Here is a 13,207-nt window from a genome sequence, read left to right as displayed (position 1 = left end):
TGAGAATTTTTCTTATATATTTTAATTTCTGATCTCGCTTAACTTTTTATGTGATCTTGAGATTTTCTCTTGGTTTATGGAGATTGAAATGTAGGGTGTTGGTGGTTGTTAATAATGCAGTAGTGGTTGATTTATTGTGTAAGATATCTTAAATAGTAAATGATCTGCTTTTAATTTTATTTCCATAGCGCCGGAAGTGGTTTTTATTTTTAGTTGATAAGGGGCTAGCTACGAGCCCCGAAGTACCTTTACAACTATCCATTACTTGGAAAGCTAAACTGGGCTCCCTCTCTAACCCCGCTTGCCGGCCAGCGTTGAGTAATGGTCTTACGTTTGGTGTAAAAGCGTACCGAATCCGGTCCGTATGCATGTAAATCGCCAAAGAGTGAACGCTTCCAGCCGCCGAAGCTGTGATGTGCGACGGGTACGGGTAGCGGAACATTGATACCTACCATGCCGACTTTGATATTGTCACTAAAATATCGAGCCGCTTCTCCATCACGAGTGAATAGACAAGTTCCGTTTCCGTACTCATGGCGATCAATAATATCCATGGCTTCCTGCATGGTTTCTACACGCATAATACAAAGAACAGGGCCAAATATTTCACTGCTATGGATTATCATTTCAGGTTTAACATGATCGAACAGGCAGGCTCCAAGGTAATTACCTTGCTCTAAGCCTGGAGTCCTTAAATTGCGACCATCGATAACCAGCTTCGCACCTTCCTCGACCCCAGTGGCTATAAGGCCTTGAACTTTTTCCAGGTGGGCAGAAGTAACTAATGGACCCATGTCATTCTGGTTGTCCATGCCATCGCCAACTTTGAGTGTGGCTATCTGTTCTTTGAGTTTCTCGACTAAGGTATCGGCTGTATCATTCCCAACTGCGACAGCTACAGAAATGGCCATACAGCGTTCGCCACAGGAGCCGTAAGCGGCTCCCATTAGGGCTGCGACAGCGTTATCCAGGTCAGCATCGGGCATCACTATGGCATGGTTTTTGGCTCCGCCAAATGCTTGAACTCGTTTTCCATGTGCGGTGCCGGTGGTATAAACATATTCCGCAATCGGAGTAGAGCCGACAAAGCTAACTGCCTGAATACGCTTATCGGTGAGTATTGTATCTACAGCTTCCTTATCACCGTTGACGACATTTAAGACTCCTGCAGGGATACCTGCCTCAATACCTAATTCTGCAATAAATAGGGCTGAGGAAGGAGTGCGCTCTGAAGGTTTCAGTATGAAAGTGTTGCCGCAGGCAATGGCCATTGGCCACATCCATAAAGGGACCATCGCCGGGAAATTAAAAGGAGTGATCCCTGCGCAGACACCTAGGGGCTGAAATTCGCTCCAGGAGTCAATTGCGGGGCCGACATTTTTGCTGTGTTCTCCTTTGAGCATTTCAGGAGCTGAGCAGACATACTCTATATTCTCAATCCCGCGCTGCAGTTCTCCCATCGCATCGTTAAGCACCTTGCCGTGCTCCAGGGTAATCAGTTCACAAATCCTGTCTGCGTTTTGTTCCAGCAGATCTCTCAGGCGGTACATGATCCGCACACGCTTGGCGGTCGGGGTGTTACGCCAGGCAGGGTAGGCGGTTTCGGCAGCTGCAATGGCCTCTTCCACGGTAGCTTTACTGGCTAGTGAAACTTTGCCGAGAACTTCATTGGTAGAGGGGTTGGTGACATCCTGTAGGCGGAAACCGGCACCACTGTCATCATTATGGGTCAGGGCGCCATTAATCAGGTGGCCTATCACTTTCATAGGATTTTCTCGCTGGGGATTAACGCATTATTTTTTTACTTCTTTCCGCCTTTTTAACACAGGTAAACCCAAGGTGGAAAAAATCCCAGGAGATAAAAGGTTCTACAGCTTGGGGAAATCCCGCAAGACGGCGAGAAAAGCATCCCCGAAGCGCTCGAGCTTACTGTCACCTACACCGGAAACTTTAAGTAACTCTGCTCGAGTGTACGGGTGAGCCTTGACCATGCCTCTTAGGGTGGCATCGTGAAATACGACATATGGAGGCACACCACGCTCCTCCGCCAGTTGCTTACGGCAGTTACGCAGGGCTTCCCACAGCGGCTGCTCCTCTGGGGCTAGCTCTTCGAGATTCGCGGTATTCCGAGTTTGTGTTTGAGTCGCATTATTTGGCAGCTTGCGCAAGAATAGAGTTTCTTCACCTCGTAATAAGGGACGACAGATTTCTGTCAGTCTTAAACATTGATATTCACCCTCAACCTCCAGGTAGCCGCGCACGATTAGCTGGCGGACCACCGCGCGCCACTCGATAGTGGAAAGACTTTTACCAATCCCATGGGTGGAGAGTTGATCGTGACCAAATTTGCGCACTTTCTCATTTTCTGAGCCCCGCAGTACGTCGATTACGTGGCTGGCACCAAAGCGCTGGCTGGTTCGATAGACGCAGGAGAGCAATTTGACAGCAGCTTCGCTGCCGTCCCAGGTCGCGGGAGGTTCAAGACAGGTGTCGCAGTTACCGCAGGGCTCTTCCAGGTCCTCTGCAAAATAATGCAGAAGAGACTGGCGGCGACAGCTGGTAATTTCGCACAAGCCAAGCATGGCATTGAGGCGAGCACGTTCCTGGCGCTTGTGCTCTTCACTGCCCTCGGATGCTTCCACCATTTGTCCAAGTTTTACTACGTCCTCGAGGCCATAAAGTAGCAATGCGATGGAGGGTTCCCCATCCCGTCCGGCTCGCCCGGTTTCCTGGTAGTAGGCTTCGATACTTTTGGGCAGGTCCAGGTGGATAACAAAACGGACATCCGGTTTGTCGATTCCCATACCGAAGGCAATGGTAGCGACGACAATAACACCTTCCTCTCGCAGGAAACGCCGCTGGTGTTCAGCCCGGGTCTCTACTGGCAAGCCAGCGTGATAGGGCAGGGCCGTAAACCCCTGTTGGCACAGCCACTCAGCAGTATTCTCCACCTTGGCGCGGGACAGGCAATAGATAACCCCGGCATTACTTCCATGGTCATTTTTGAGGAACTGCAGCATTTGGCGGCGTTGGTTATCTTTTGGCTCGATGCGATACTGGATATTGGGGCGGTCAAAACTACTGACAAAATGACGTGCACCCTCAAGATCCAGGCGCTGGGCAATTTCTGCACGAGTGCGCTTATCGGCGGTCGCTGTCAGGGCGATTCGTGGCACTCTGGGGAACTGCTCGTGCAGGCAGTTCAATTGCAGGTAATCTGCACGAAAGTCGTGCCCCCACTGGGATACACAATGGGCCTCATCAATGGCAAATAATGACAGCTGGATTCTCTGCAGGAGAGCAAGAGTACGAGGCTGTAAAAGCCGTTCCGGCGCCAAGTAGAGAAGATCCAGTTCGCCGTGCAAAAGCTGGTGTTCTATCGACTGTACTTCATCGTAGGAAAGTGAAGAATTCAGGAAAGCCGCGCGTATACCCGCTTCCTGTAGCGCCTCCACTTGATCTTGCATCAAGGCGATAAGAGGGGATATCACTATTCCACAGCCAGGTTTGGCCAGGGCTGGGATCTGATAGCACAGGGATTTACCCCCACCGGTAGGCATTAAAACCAAGGCGTCCTCTCCGGCCATCAAAGTATTGATCACCGCTTCTTGTGGGTCGCGGAAATGGGTATAGCCGAAGACGTGTTCGAGAATATGCTGTGGAGAATTCATGGCGGCGGAGTATACCCCGCAGGACAGGTTTGTGCGGTGAGTTTATTTATCGTTTTTTTCTTGAAATACCATGCAATGGCAGTTTTTGTTTTGTGAGATGAATCACGGGGTATAATCGCAAGCTATCACAGCGACCGGCTATGGATAGGGCTATGCGCACTTTGATCCTGTATTTTGTGTTGTGGTTTTGTACTTTGGCTGGGCCTCTGGGTTGCTCATCTATTGCTCCACGTGAGTTAGCGCAGTCTGTTGTTGCAGATACTCACTTGGGGTGGCGTTCCGCCCCGGAAAACCAACTGGTATTTTCTCTTGCTACCGTATCAGGTGTTGCGCAAGTGGAGCTGCAGCCACTCCCCGAAGAGTTCACTTTGCTAACCCTTGAATTACCGGGAATGCGTAAAGTGGAAGGAATCCAGTGGCAGGATGAGAGCGGCCAATCCACAGTGCTTTACGATGGTGAAGATGGGTTAGATGGTGTCAGCCTCCAAAGCCGTGGCTATGGTTTCGAATTGCAATTACAGCTTTCGTCTATGGACTATCTACGCAATGGCGGTGTACTGACGGTTATCGACCAGAAGCGCTAACTTTTGATGCTTCAGGTTTTATGGTATCGGGGTTGTTGAAGCCGAGCCCTTGCGGGCGAATCAAATATAATTGTTTCCAGTATTTCCCCGTAACCCAGAGGCCGTTGCGCTCCTTGTCCCAGGCTATGCCATTGGCCACAGTATCCGGATGATTGCGTACATCTGGGGTCAGTTGCTGCAGATCTATACCGCCTATTACCTGCCCGTTTTTCGGATCTATGGCAATAATACGGTTGTCCTGCCAGATATTTGCCCAGATCATACCTTGAGCAAACTCAAGTTCGTTTAAGTGCGACCACTTTTCCCCTGCACCCTTTACTTTGAGTTTGCGTAGTATTTTGAAATTATCCGGGTCGCGAATAGCAAGTTCGTCACTGCCGTCGCTCATAATCAGGTGTGTGCCATCGCTGGTAAGTCCCCAACCTTCACCGCTGTAGTTAAGGATCTCCAGGTGATGAAGGTCACTGGCTCGGTAGATATGGGCCTCGCCGGCTTTGTAGGTAAGCAGGTAAAGTTTGCCCCCAAGAACCGTGAGGCCCTCGGCAAAAAGTTTACGCGGTAACCATTTGCGCCTTACGGGTTTTGCTGCTGGGTCGGTATACTCGGCAAGCCAGGAGCGGCGATATAATCCGCTGCTTTCCCACCAGCGCTGTCCATCATAGAAAAGCCCTTGAGTGAAGTGGTTTCCACCGCGCTGGCGCTCTTCCAGGATGGAGAATGGGGTCAACTGGAGCTGTGCCTCTGCTGCCAATGGCAGCAAGGTAGGAAGTAGTAGCAGTATCCAGTTGCGAATTCTAAGTCGGTACATCAATAGTCTATGACCAGAGTAAAAACCTTTGTCACTTTGACCCTGTTGGGTGGCCTGGCAGTCGTGCTGCCTATAGCCATTTTTGTGCTGCTGTTTCAGTGGCTATTTGGTCAAATTAGTGAAATCGTAGCGCCAGCCGCTGTTTGGCTGGAGGCCCACACGGAGTTTAAGGATACCCTTGCACGGCTCGTGGTGATAGCGTTGATTTTGGGCAGCTGTTTCCTGATTGGTTTATTGGTAAAAACCAGTATCGGCCATTGGCTGCATCACCATGTGGATCACTGGTTGGGGCGCTTGGCGCCGGGATATAGCACCATCAAAGACGTGGTTCTCCAGTTTATAGGAGGCGGCGGTGAGGGAGTGTTGTCAGGACCAGTCGCGAGAGTGCGAATTCATGGGGCCGATAACCCGCTGGCGGTTACTGCTATTGTGACTTCACAGCACGCCAATGGGGATATGACCGTTTATGTCCCTACTGCCCCGGTTCCGACTTCCGGCTTTGTGTTCCACGTACCTGCAGAGTGTGTGGAAATATTACCGGGAGTGACGGTAGAGGCCGCGATGAAAACTATAGTGGCCTGCGGCGCCGGTAGTGCCAATCTGCTGGCACTACCGGCGAAACCTTCTGAAAAAGGAAAAGGGCGCGATTAAGTGGGGTTTTAGCTGCGGTTTTTGCCCAGGTTGCGAATGGCGAATCTTGCCGGGTGCAGGGCTTTAACCAGGTCTGCTTTGGCCGGTAGGGGCTCGCCCAGGATCCAGGCAGTAAGTATTTCTGCGGTTAATGGGGCATAAGTAAATCCGCGGGAGCCCAATCCGCCCATGACATATAAACCGGGCTGGTAACTGGCCTGCTTATCGATAAGTAGTTTACGGTTTTTACGCAGGTCACTGTAAGTATTCTCAAGTGAATCCCATTTGGGTAGCGGGCCCGCCAGGGGCAGGTAGTCTGGCGTAGCGGCACGCAGGGCGGCGCGGCCAGTAAGGGTCTGGTCTGAAAATTCTTGAGCGATTTCGGGCAACAGCCCGGCCAAGGTCTCCAGGTTTTCCCGGTGTTCGCTATCTCGCAGATCTATAGCGGTCTCCTTGAGCTTGAATGTTGCCCCAAAGCTCTGGCGGCCTTCATATGCGGGGGTGATGTAACCCTCGCCGCAAAGGGCCATTTTGAGTTTTGCAGAGCCAGCTGTAGCCAGTGCTCGGGATACCTGGCCTCGTATGGGTCTCAGTGGCAAGGCGGTAGCTGGGGCGAAACTGCGAATATCATTGGCCCCACAGAGCACCACAATGTCGGTTTCAATTTTTTCACTGCCAGCTTGCAGTAGCCAACTGCCACCTGAGTGCTCCAGCAGATCAATATTGCTGGTGTGACGCCTTTCAATATTTTTGTGCTCCAGTAGGGCGCTGCAGACTTTCTGCGGTTCCAGCCAGCCTGCGTCAGGGAAATAGAGCCCCGAGAAAGGCAGGCGAACGCCAGCCAGCTCACTGGCCTCGGTTGAGGTTACAGCTCGTGCCACCATTTGCCCCGGATATAATGCCAAGGATGCGGCAATTTGAGACTGGAGCAGTTGCTCTTTTTCGGTCTGGGCTAATTGCAGCAGGCCGCTGAAATGCGCTACCTGAGGGCAGTGCTGGCGATAGTAGCGCTGGGCGAACATCAGGGCGTGCAGGTTGAAGTCGCCATTTGGTCCTGGCTTGGGGGAGAGCTTTCCGTAGAGAATGCCTTGGTTGTTGCCTGAGCCACCGCTGCCGGGGGAGTCTCCTCGTTCAAAGACCCGTACTTGAACTCCACGTTCCGCCAAGGCCCTGGCAATAGTAGCGCCGGAGATTCCACCGCCAATAATGGCAGCAGTTTGAGGGCGTTTGGGGGCCGCTGTCGGCAGGTGCCAGGGGGTCGCGCTGACCCCGCTGGAGTAGAGCTCCTCGAGCGAGCCGCTCAACATCTCCCGCTTGCGGCCAAATCCGGGCACTTTGTGCAGCTTAAAGCCAGCGTCACGGAGCCCGCGCTTAACCAACCCTGCACAGGTGAAAGTGGCAAAGGTAGCGTCGGGTTTACTCAGGGTGGCCATAGCCGTAAACAATTGCGGCGTCCACATATCCGGATTTTTGGCTGGAGCAAAGCCATCCAGGAACCATGCATCCACCACCCGGTCACGGGACTCCTGTTGCAGGCGTAAGTTACTTAAGGCTTCACTGGCTTCCCCGATAATCAGGGTCAGGTTGACCTGGCCGAACTGCAGTCGATGCACGCCCTCAGCCAGCAGGGGCGGGTAGTTGCTGATCAGTTGTTGGCAAAGCGGTTGAAGTTGGGGCCAGAGCTCCAGGGCGCGGCTCAAGTCCTGCGGTCGCAGTGGAAACTTTTCCACGGATATAAAGTGCAGGTGAGCGCTTTTGGGCGCAATTTTCTGCCACAACTCCCAAGCGGCCAGGAAGTTAAGGCCGGTGCCAAAACCGGTTTCGCCGATAGTAAAGGTGCCGTTTTCTGGCAGGTCTGCCCAGCGCTCCGTCAGGGAATTTTGCTGTAGGAATACGTAACGAGTCTCTTCCAGTCCAGAGGCGGTAGAGAAATAAATATCGTCGTAGGCTCGGGACAAGGGTTGACCATCTTCGCGCCAATCGATATCCGCGTGCTTATTGCTGGGTTCGCTCACAATTGTGCTTCCGTCAGGCCTCGTCTCGCAGGCCAAACTCGCGCATTACCTGATCGCACCAGCGCTGGATACGCTCTTCACTGAGGTCGAATTCATTTTCCTCATCGAGAGCGAGGCCAACAAACTGGCTGCCATCGGAAGTAAGGCCTTTGGACTCCTCAAACTCATAGCCCTCTGCGGGCCAGTAGCCCACTATACGGGCTCCACAAGCCTGCAATTGAGCGTGCAGGTAACCTAGAGCGTCTTGAAACCACTGGGGGTAGCCTTCCTGGTCGCCAAGGCCGAACAGGGCTGCAGTTTTGCCGTGTAAGTCCAGTTGCGCCAGGTCATCCCAGATATTTTCCCAATCTTCCTGTAACTCGCCATAGTCCCAGGTAGGTATACCGAGCAGCAGGAAGTCATAATCCTCAGCCTGGGCGATATCCACTTCAGCCACATTGTGTATGTCTATCCACTGGGTCCCGATACATTGGCGGATTTTCTCTGCGGCCATTTCCGTGTAGCAGGTGCTGGAGCCGTAAAAGAGCCCTATTGGGGCTTGAGAATTTTGCATAACAAGTGAAATTCTTACTACTGGGTGAGGGCGCCACTAAAGTCCAACTGCCGCCAGGCTTCGTAGATGACGATGGCGGCGGCATTGGACAGGTTAATACTGCGGCTCTCCGCACGCATCGGGATACGCAGGGTGTTTTGGTGGCCTACTTCCTGCAGAAATTCCGCCGGCAGCCCCCGGGTCTCGGGGCCGAAGACGATAGCGTCGCCGTCATGATACGCCACAGAAGTATGGCTATGACTGCCTTTGGTGGACAGGGCCAATACCCGGGCCGGTTTTTCGCTGTCGAGAAAAGTCTGCCAGTCCTGGTGGCGAACTACACGGCTGTATTCACTGTAATCGAGCCCGGCGCGGCGCAGGCGTTTATCGTCCATATCGAAGCCGAGGGGCTCAATCAGGTGCAGCTCGGCGCCGGTATTGGCGCAGAGGCGAATAATATTACCGGTGTTGGGGGCAATTTCAGGTTGGTACAGAACAATCTTGAACATTCGCTGGGAGTCGCCTGTGGTGGCGCTATATGGCTTGGCTGAATTGAGCTGGGCGGAAGTGCCCAGCTTCGCATGGCTGCGGATTATTCCACAATTAGATGGGAGTGGCGATCTCCTCGCAGTCGATTTCCACACCCAGTTCGTTGGCAATCTGGTCGAGTTCATCGCGCAGGCCATCGAGATCTATATTCTCGTCCACACTGATGGTGCATTCGGCGGTGAATAGGGGCTCGCCACTCCAGGGTGTGCTGCTGTAGATGGTCTCCAGCTGTTCCATATTGATATGGTGGGCAGTGAGCGCACGGGAGATTTCTCGAACTATGCCCGGACGGTCATTGCCTACCAGCTTTAGGGTAAGGGTCTGCTGTGGGGAGGTTGAAACGGCCACGGCATCTTCGATTACCAGGTTGTATCCGTCGTCGGCCAGTTTGGCGAGGGCATCTTTCATGGGTTGGCTTTTGTCACCGGGTACGGCGACACGCAGAATACCGGCAAACTTTCCTGCGAAGTGCGCCATATGGCTATCTTCCCAGTTGCCGCCGTTATCAGCAATGGCTGTCGAAAGCTTCTCTACAACACCGGGCTTGTCGTCACAGATCATAGAGATAACGAGATGCTGTTGCATGTAATATTCCTTTACTTCACTAGAGACCAATAGAAAGCATTGTAATAGGATCTCGTCGGATAACTCTATCGGTCAATCTCAAAGCCATTATCTTTCACGCCCGTACCGGGTAACTTGCGAGGGACTGTCGATGAAGGTACTTGCCGATTTATGTGTGATTCCAATGGGTGTAGGGGTGTCCGTAAGTAAGTATGTTGCAGAGTGCGAGAAAGCGTTGGCGGAAGCCGGGCTTACTCACCATTTACATGCTTACGGCACCAACATAGAGGGGGAGTGGGATGAGGTGATGGCGGCAGTGAAAGCCTGTCATGAGCGGGTGCATGCAATGGGTGCTGAGCGCATCACCACCAGCCTGAAATTGGGAACTCGTGTAGACCGTGACCAGTCATTACAGGATAAGATCGACAGTGTGCGATCGAAGCTGGATTAACGATAACAAAACAGGAACGATTATGACGATCAATATCAAGAAATCTCTGGTAGCGCTAGCTGGTGCTCTGGCCCTGGCCACTGGCGCGCAGGCTGCCGACTTGAGTTCGGTAATCAAGGGAGACCAGCGCAGCAAGGAGTACGCCGCTCGTGACCAGTACCGCAATCCCGCAGAAACCCTCAAGTTTATGGGAATTGAGCCAGATATGACCGTTGTGGAGATTACTCCCGGAGGCGGTTGGTATACGGAAATTCTCGGCCCCTACCTGAGTGAGAAGGGTAAGCTCTACGCGGCACACTTTCCTGAAGACAGTGAGTCTGCTTATTATCAGCGCTCCCTGAAGAACTTTAAGGAAAAGCTCGCAGGTAATGAAAAAGCCTACAAAAACGTAGTTATTACCGAGTTTTCACCCCAGACTGGCCGTGAAGTTGCACCTGCCGGCAGTGCTGATGCCGTAGTGACCTTCCGCAATGTACACAACTGGATGTACCGCGATTATCAGGATAAAGCGTTTGCCAGCTTTTTCACTGCCCTAAAGCCTGGCGGCATCCTGGGTGTGGTTGAGCATCGCGCCAAACCTGGTACCAGCATGGAAGATATGATTAAGAGTGGTTATGTCACCCAGGAGTACGTAATTGAAGTCGCTAAGAAAGCGGGTTTCGAGCTGGAGGAAGCCAGTGAGGTGAATGCCAACCCGAAAGATACTGCCAAGCACCCGAAAGGGGTTTGGACCCTGCCGCCCTCGCTGCGCCTGGGGGATGAGGATAAGGATAAGTACCTGGCTATTGGTGAGAGCGACCGCATGACCCTGCGCTTCCGCAAGCCAAAGTCTTAAGCCACAATCCCACCTCGCTGATATCGTCAATATTGGGAGCGGCATTTGCCGCTCCCATCTCACCCTATCTGATAGTTGTATGATCATTCCCTATGAACAGCTGGATGCCAGCACCCTGCAGAACTTGTTGGAAGAATACGCCACCCGAGAAGGCACCGAATATGGTGAGAGCGAAGTGGAATTACCAGAGAAGGTTGCGAGCTTACGCCGACAGCTTCAGTCCGGTGAGGTAGTCATCTGGTTTGAACCGGGTGAGGAGAGCGTCAACCTGGTGCTCGCCCAGGATCTGCCCACCGATGTCTGATTACCTGATAGATAGCCCCCAGTCACCCAAAGCCCGCTTTCTGTTTGCCCATGGTGCTGGCGCGCCCATGGATAGCGAATTTATGCAGGCTCTTTCCCAGGGGCTGTGTGGACAGGGTGTAGAGGTGATTCGCTTCGAGTTTCCCTATATGGCCCAACGTCGCACCGGTGGCAGTAAGCGCCCGCCTAACACCATGCCCCAGCTTGAGGAGTGTTTTCGCGAGCAGATTGCGCATTTTTCGGGAGGTTTTCCCTTATTTATTGGTGGCAAGTCCATGGGGGGGCGGGTGGCGAGCCTGCTTGCTGATGAAAGCTTTGCCGAGAGTTTGATTGCAGGAGTTGTCTGCCTGGGCTATCCGTTCCATCCTCAGGGCAAACCGGACAAGCTGCGCACTGAGCATTTACAGGCGATCTCCTGCCCGACGCTCATCGTTCAGGGGGATAGAGACCCTCTAGGCAACCGTGTAGAAGTCGACACTTACGGATTAGCAGATACTATCGAAGTTGAGTGGCTGGAGGATGGTGATCACGACTTTAAGCCCCGCCGTGTCAGTGGTTTTACTCATGCAGGGCATTGGCAGTCTGCGGTGGAAATAGCGGCGCAATTTATGCTGCGGTCTCAAGGACGATAATACGCTCTTCCTGAACCAATAAGGGGCTCAACATGGCCATTTGGGCGCGGCGCTCCTCACTAGTGTACCAGTGTTGCCAGTGCAGCTCGGATTGCCACTTCGATAGGGTGAAGCGGCGCAGGGGATTGCCCTTTTCGATATAGGTCTGCCCTTCGATAAAGCCGATGGTGCGGTAGGCACAGGTCAGTACCTTGCGTGCTGCCTCCTCATAGCTACTCTGCATTTCGGCAGCGATCTCCCGCTCAATCAATACATAAATCATTGTGTACCCAAATCGCGATAGGGCCTTAGAGGAGTTTAGTGCGTCAATCCTGGATTTAGGTGACTGCCAGTTTTCGGGTGACGAAGCCCGTTAAATTGCGCACAATTGGCTATATGAAGTTTGATCACACTCTCGACGCCCGCGGCCTCTTGTGCCCGGAGCCTGTAATGATGCTGCACTCAGCGGTGCGAAATGTCGCCGATGGGGAGGTACTGAAAATGCTTGCCACTGACCCGTCCACCCAGCGGGATGTACCTAAGTTTTGCCAATTTCTTGGCTATGAGCTGGTTCAACACGTTGAGGAGAATGACGAATTCGTTTTCTGGATTAGAAAAGGGGAATAGCCGGTCGAGATCTTTTGCTGCCGCCCCAGCCCATAATGGCAGGGACGGCAACACACTCCTGGATACAATTCTCTGCCGACTAGATGGTCGGTCGAATAGATTATGGCGCCGTTACCAGTGCGGCGATGGCGGCCAATGCCTCCGGGTCCTCTGATTTGATCTTGTTGGCGATATGGTGCTGGAAAAAGTAGCGAAAGCCCACGCTCTCCTGTGCGGGGTACAGGCAATGGTCACCCGGCAGTACCGGGGTGGTCTCAACGATATCGTGGTCGATCAGCATGCCGTGGATCAAACCATCGGCGTGCAGGCGCCAGCTGATCACCTCAATTAACGTCAGGTTCTCCCGATCCTCATCCATAAACACCGCGTGGGTGCCGATGGTATCGGGGATCTCCTGCAGCACTTCTTCAGCTTTGCTGCTCTCAAACTCAAAGTATTCCGCCGCAGTCTCCAGCTCGACGACTTTGTGAATGGGTGGGTGGTGGAAGATTTCCTCAATGCCGGGATCGTAGTAGCCCTCAAAGCGTCCATCTAAAGGGTCCTTGATGTCTGGACAGGCCACTATTGAGTTTAACCAGGGAACGAGGCCTACGACCTCGCCATTTGCTTTAAGCCCCCAGCACAGCACTTTCAGACTGTAGAAGTCTGTTCCGCTGGAGTTGTTGGAGTAGAGCATTTCCAAGCCGTCGAGTTCTGGCGACAGGCGGATAAAGCGCCGGTCCGCAGAAGTCTCGATCGGCTCGCCGGTGAAGAGGTCAACCACATTGTTAATGCTGTGGTCTGTCATGGAACACCTCCTGGCAGGGCCGGTTGTAAACCGTCTCCACTCAGACAAAGGTGCGACTACCTATGCCCTATCTCTGAAGGAAGACTGAATCAGGAGGGTATTTGACTACTTTATCCCTCCTCCGGGAATTCGCTGAAAGGGCAGGTGCCCAACGCGGCATCCCTGCCAGTAAAGGTATATGTTGATTTGCGGAAATACAACCAGCGCTGTCAATTGGCTCCACTGCGGCACAGCTTTGAT

16 protein-coding genes are annotated in these 13,207 nt (G+C 52.9%); 7 read left to right on the top strand and 9 right to left on the bottom strand.

Annotation, left to right across the window (positions count from 1 at the left end; all coding sequences use genetic code 11):
• Positions 1–254: 254 nt before the first annotated feature.
• Positions 255–1,766, bottom strand: a complete 1,512-nt coding sequence (locus ACJJIP_RS13710; protein WP_020414698.1) for a CoA-acylating methylmalonate-semialdehyde dehydrogenase — start codon at positions 1,764–1,766, stop codon at positions 255–257.
• 102 nt (positions 1,767–1,868) lie between these two features.
• Positions 1,869–3,671, bottom strand: a complete 1,803-nt coding sequence (gene recQ / locus ACJJIP_RS13705) for a DNA helicase RecQ (RefSeq protein ID WP_444945349.1) — start codon at positions 3,669–3,671, stop codon at positions 1,869–1,871.
• A 152-nt stretch (positions 3,672–3,823) separates the two neighbouring features.
• On the opposite strand from recQ, the gene ACJJIP_RS13700 reads away from it, so the two are divergent.
• Positions 3,824–4,255 carry a hypothetical protein gene (locus ACJJIP_RS13700; protein ID WP_444945348.1) on the top strand — a complete coding sequence of 144 codons (432 nt, stop codon included), beginning with the start codon at positions 3,824–3,826 and terminating at the stop codon, positions 4,253–4,255.
• Here the strand turns inward: ACJJIP_RS13700 and ACJJIP_RS13695 are convergent.
• Complete coding sequence (locus tag ACJJIP_RS13695; protein WP_444945347.1) at positions 4,236–5,063, bottom strand: glutaminyl-peptide cyclotransferase; 828 nt, start codon at positions 5,061–5,063, stop codon at positions 4,236–4,238. The genes ACJJIP_RS13700 and ACJJIP_RS13695 overlap by 20 nt on opposite strands.
• Before the next feature lie 9 nt (positions 5,064–5,072).
• Here ACJJIP_RS13695 and ACJJIP_RS13690 point away from each other — a divergent pair, with 9 nt between their 5' ends.
• Positions 5,073–5,714 carry a DUF502 domain-containing protein gene (locus ACJJIP_RS13690; RefSeq protein WP_444945346.1) on the top strand — a complete coding sequence of 214 codons (642 nt, stop codon included), beginning with the start codon at positions 5,073–5,075 and terminating at the stop codon, positions 5,712–5,714.
• 8 nt (positions 5,715–5,722) lie between these two features.
• Here the strand turns inward: ACJJIP_RS13690 and mnmC are convergent, their stop codons facing one another.
• From mnmC to ACJJIP_RS13670, 4 genes are all read right to left on the bottom strand, one after another.
• Positions 5,723–7,708 carry a bifunctional tRNA (5-methylaminomethyl-2-thiouridine)(34)-methyltransferase MnmC2/FAD-dependent 5-carboxymethylaminomethyl-2-thiouridine(34) oxidoreductase MnmC1 gene (gene mnmC / locus ACJJIP_RS13685; RefSeq protein ID WP_444945345.1) on the bottom strand — a complete coding sequence of 662 codons (1,986 nt, stop codon included), beginning with the start codon at positions 7,706–7,708 and terminating at the stop codon, positions 5,723–5,725.
• 13 nt (positions 7,709–7,721) lie between these two features.
• Positions 7,722–8,261: a flavodoxin FldB gene (fldB, locus tag ACJJIP_RS13680; protein WP_020414704.1), complete on the bottom strand. Its 540-nt coding sequence runs from the start codon at positions 8,259–8,261 to the stop codon at positions 7,722–7,724.
• A gap of 17 nt (positions 8,262–8,278) precedes the next feature.
• Positions 8,279–8,749 (bottom strand): tRNA (uridine(34)/cytosine(34)/5-carboxymethylaminomethyluridine(34)-2'-O)-methyltransferase TrmL, encoded by a 471-nt coding sequence (trmL, locus tag ACJJIP_RS13675; protein WP_020414705.1) that lies wholly within the window; start codon positions 8,747–8,749, stop codon positions 8,279–8,281.
• Positions 8,750–8,843: 94 nt separating this feature from the next.
• Positions 8,844–9,374, bottom strand: a complete 531-nt coding sequence (locus ACJJIP_RS13670) for a glycine cleavage system transcriptional repressor (protein WP_020414706.1) — start codon at positions 9,372–9,374, stop codon at positions 8,844–8,846.
• A gap of 130 nt (positions 9,375–9,504) precedes the next feature.
• Here ACJJIP_RS13670 and ACJJIP_RS13665 point away from each other — a divergent pair, with 130 nt between their 5' ends.
• From ACJJIP_RS13665 to ACJJIP_RS13650, 4 genes are all read left to right on the top strand, one after another.
• On the top strand, positions 9,505–9,804 hold the full coding sequence (locus ACJJIP_RS13665; RefSeq protein ID WP_020414707.1) for an MTH1187 family thiamine-binding protein: 300 nt from the start codon (positions 9,505–9,507) through the stop codon (positions 9,802–9,804).
• 22 nt (positions 9,805–9,826) lie between these two features.
• Entirely contained in the window at positions 9,827–10,639 is an 813-nt protein-coding gene (locus ACJJIP_RS13660) for a class I SAM-dependent methyltransferase (protein ID WP_444945344.1), read from the top strand.
• A gap of 79 nt (positions 10,640–10,718) precedes the next feature.
• Positions 10,719–10,943: a YheU family protein gene (locus ACJJIP_RS13655; protein ID WP_020414709.1), complete on the top strand. Its 225-nt coding sequence runs from the start codon at positions 10,719–10,721 to the stop codon at positions 10,941–10,943.
• Complete coding sequence (locus ACJJIP_RS13650) at positions 10,936–11,574, top strand: alpha/beta family hydrolase (RefSeq protein ID WP_444945343.1); 639 nt, start codon at positions 10,936–10,938, stop codon at positions 11,572–11,574. Before ACJJIP_RS13655 ends, ACJJIP_RS13650 begins: the two co-directional genes overlap by 8 nt.
• On the opposite strand, the gene ACJJIP_RS13645 is transcribed toward ACJJIP_RS13650, so the two are convergent.
• Positions 11,549–11,836 carry an antibiotic biosynthesis monooxygenase family protein gene (locus ACJJIP_RS13645; protein ID WP_020414711.1) on the bottom strand — a complete coding sequence of 96 codons (288 nt, stop codon included), beginning with the start codon at positions 11,834–11,836 and terminating at the stop codon, positions 11,549–11,551. The genes ACJJIP_RS13650 and ACJJIP_RS13645 overlap by 26 nt on opposite strands.
• Positions 11,837–11,949: 113 nt before the next feature.
• On the opposite strand from ACJJIP_RS13645, the gene tusA reads away from it, so the two are divergent.
• Positions 11,950–12,180 carry a sulfurtransferase TusA gene (tusA, locus tag ACJJIP_RS13640; protein ID WP_026305254.1) on the top strand — a complete coding sequence of 77 codons (231 nt, stop codon included), beginning with the start codon at positions 11,950–11,952 and terminating at the stop codon, positions 12,178–12,180.
• Between the two features lie 100 nt (positions 12,181–12,280).
• Here tusA and ACJJIP_RS13635 read toward each other — a convergent pair whose 3' ends face one another.
• Positions 12,281–12,967 carry a hypothetical protein gene (locus ACJJIP_RS13635; protein ID WP_020414713.1) on the bottom strand — a complete coding sequence of 229 codons (687 nt, stop codon included), beginning with the start codon at positions 12,965–12,967 and terminating at the stop codon, positions 12,281–12,283.
• Positions 12,968–13,207: the final 240 nt, after the last annotated feature.

The sequence above is a fragment of the Microbulbifer variabilis genome (genome assembly GCF_052467165.1).
The sequence above is the reverse complement of the archived record's forward strand: the minus strand, read 5'-3'. Positions and strand labels throughout refer to the sequence as shown.

Bases quoted from the DNA above. Each gene is read 5' to 3' on its own strand.
- ACJJIP_RS13710 (WP_020414698.1), bottom strand. From the start codon at position 1,766: ATGAAAGTGATAGGCCACCTGATTAATGGCGCCCTGACCCATAATGAT.
- trmL (WP_020414705.1), bottom strand. From the start codon at position 8,749: ATGTTCAAGATTGTTCTGTACCAACCTGAAATTGCCCCCAACACCGGT.
- ACJJIP_RS13695 (WP_444945347.1), bottom strand. From the start codon at position 5,063: ATGTACCGACTTAGAATTCGCAACTGGATACTGCTACTACTTCCTACC.
- fldB (WP_020414704.1), bottom strand. From the start codon at position 8,261: ATGCAAAATTCTCAAGCCCCAATAGGGCTCTTTTACGGCTCCAGCACC.
- ACJJIP_RS13660 (WP_444945344.1), top strand. From the start codon at position 9,827: ATGACGATCAATATCAAGAAATCTCTGGTAGCGCTAGCTGGTGCTCTG.
- ACJJIP_RS13650 (WP_444945343.1), top strand. From the start codon at position 10,936: ATGTCTGATTACCTGATAGATAGCCCCCAGTCACCCAAAGCCCGCTTT.
- ACJJIP_RS13665 (WP_020414707.1), top strand. From the start codon at position 9,505: ATGAAGGTACTTGCCGATTTATGTGTGATTCCAATGGGTGTAGGGGTG.
- ACJJIP_RS13690 (WP_444945346.1), top strand. From the start codon at position 5,073: ATGACCAGAGTAAAAACCTTTGTCACTTTGACCCTGTTGGGTGGCCTG.
- recQ (WP_444945349.1), bottom strand. From the start codon at position 3,671: ATGAATTCTCCACAGCATATTCTCGAACACGTCTTCGGCTATACCCAT.
- ACJJIP_RS13645 (WP_020414711.1), bottom strand. From the start codon at position 11,836: ATGATTTATGTATTGATTGAGCGGGAGATCGCTGCCGAAATGCAGAGT.
- ACJJIP_RS13635 (WP_020414713.1), bottom strand. From the start codon at position 12,967: ATGACAGACCACAGCATTAACAATGTGGTTGACCTCTTCACCGGCGAG.
- ACJJIP_RS13700 (WP_444945348.1), top strand. From the start codon at position 3,824: ATGCGCACTTTGATCCTGTATTTTGTGTTGTGGTTTTGTACTTTGGCT.
- ACJJIP_RS13670 (WP_020414706.1), bottom strand. From the start codon at position 9,374: ATGCAACAGCATCTCGTTATCTCTATGATCTGTGACGACAAGCCCGGT.
- ACJJIP_RS13655 (WP_020414709.1), top strand. From the start codon at position 10,719: ATGATCATTCCCTATGAACAGCTGGATGCCAGCACCCTGCAGAACTTG.
- tusA (WP_026305254.1), top strand. From the start codon at position 11,950: ATGAAGTTTGATCACACTCTCGACGCCCGCGGCCTCTTGTGCCCGGAG.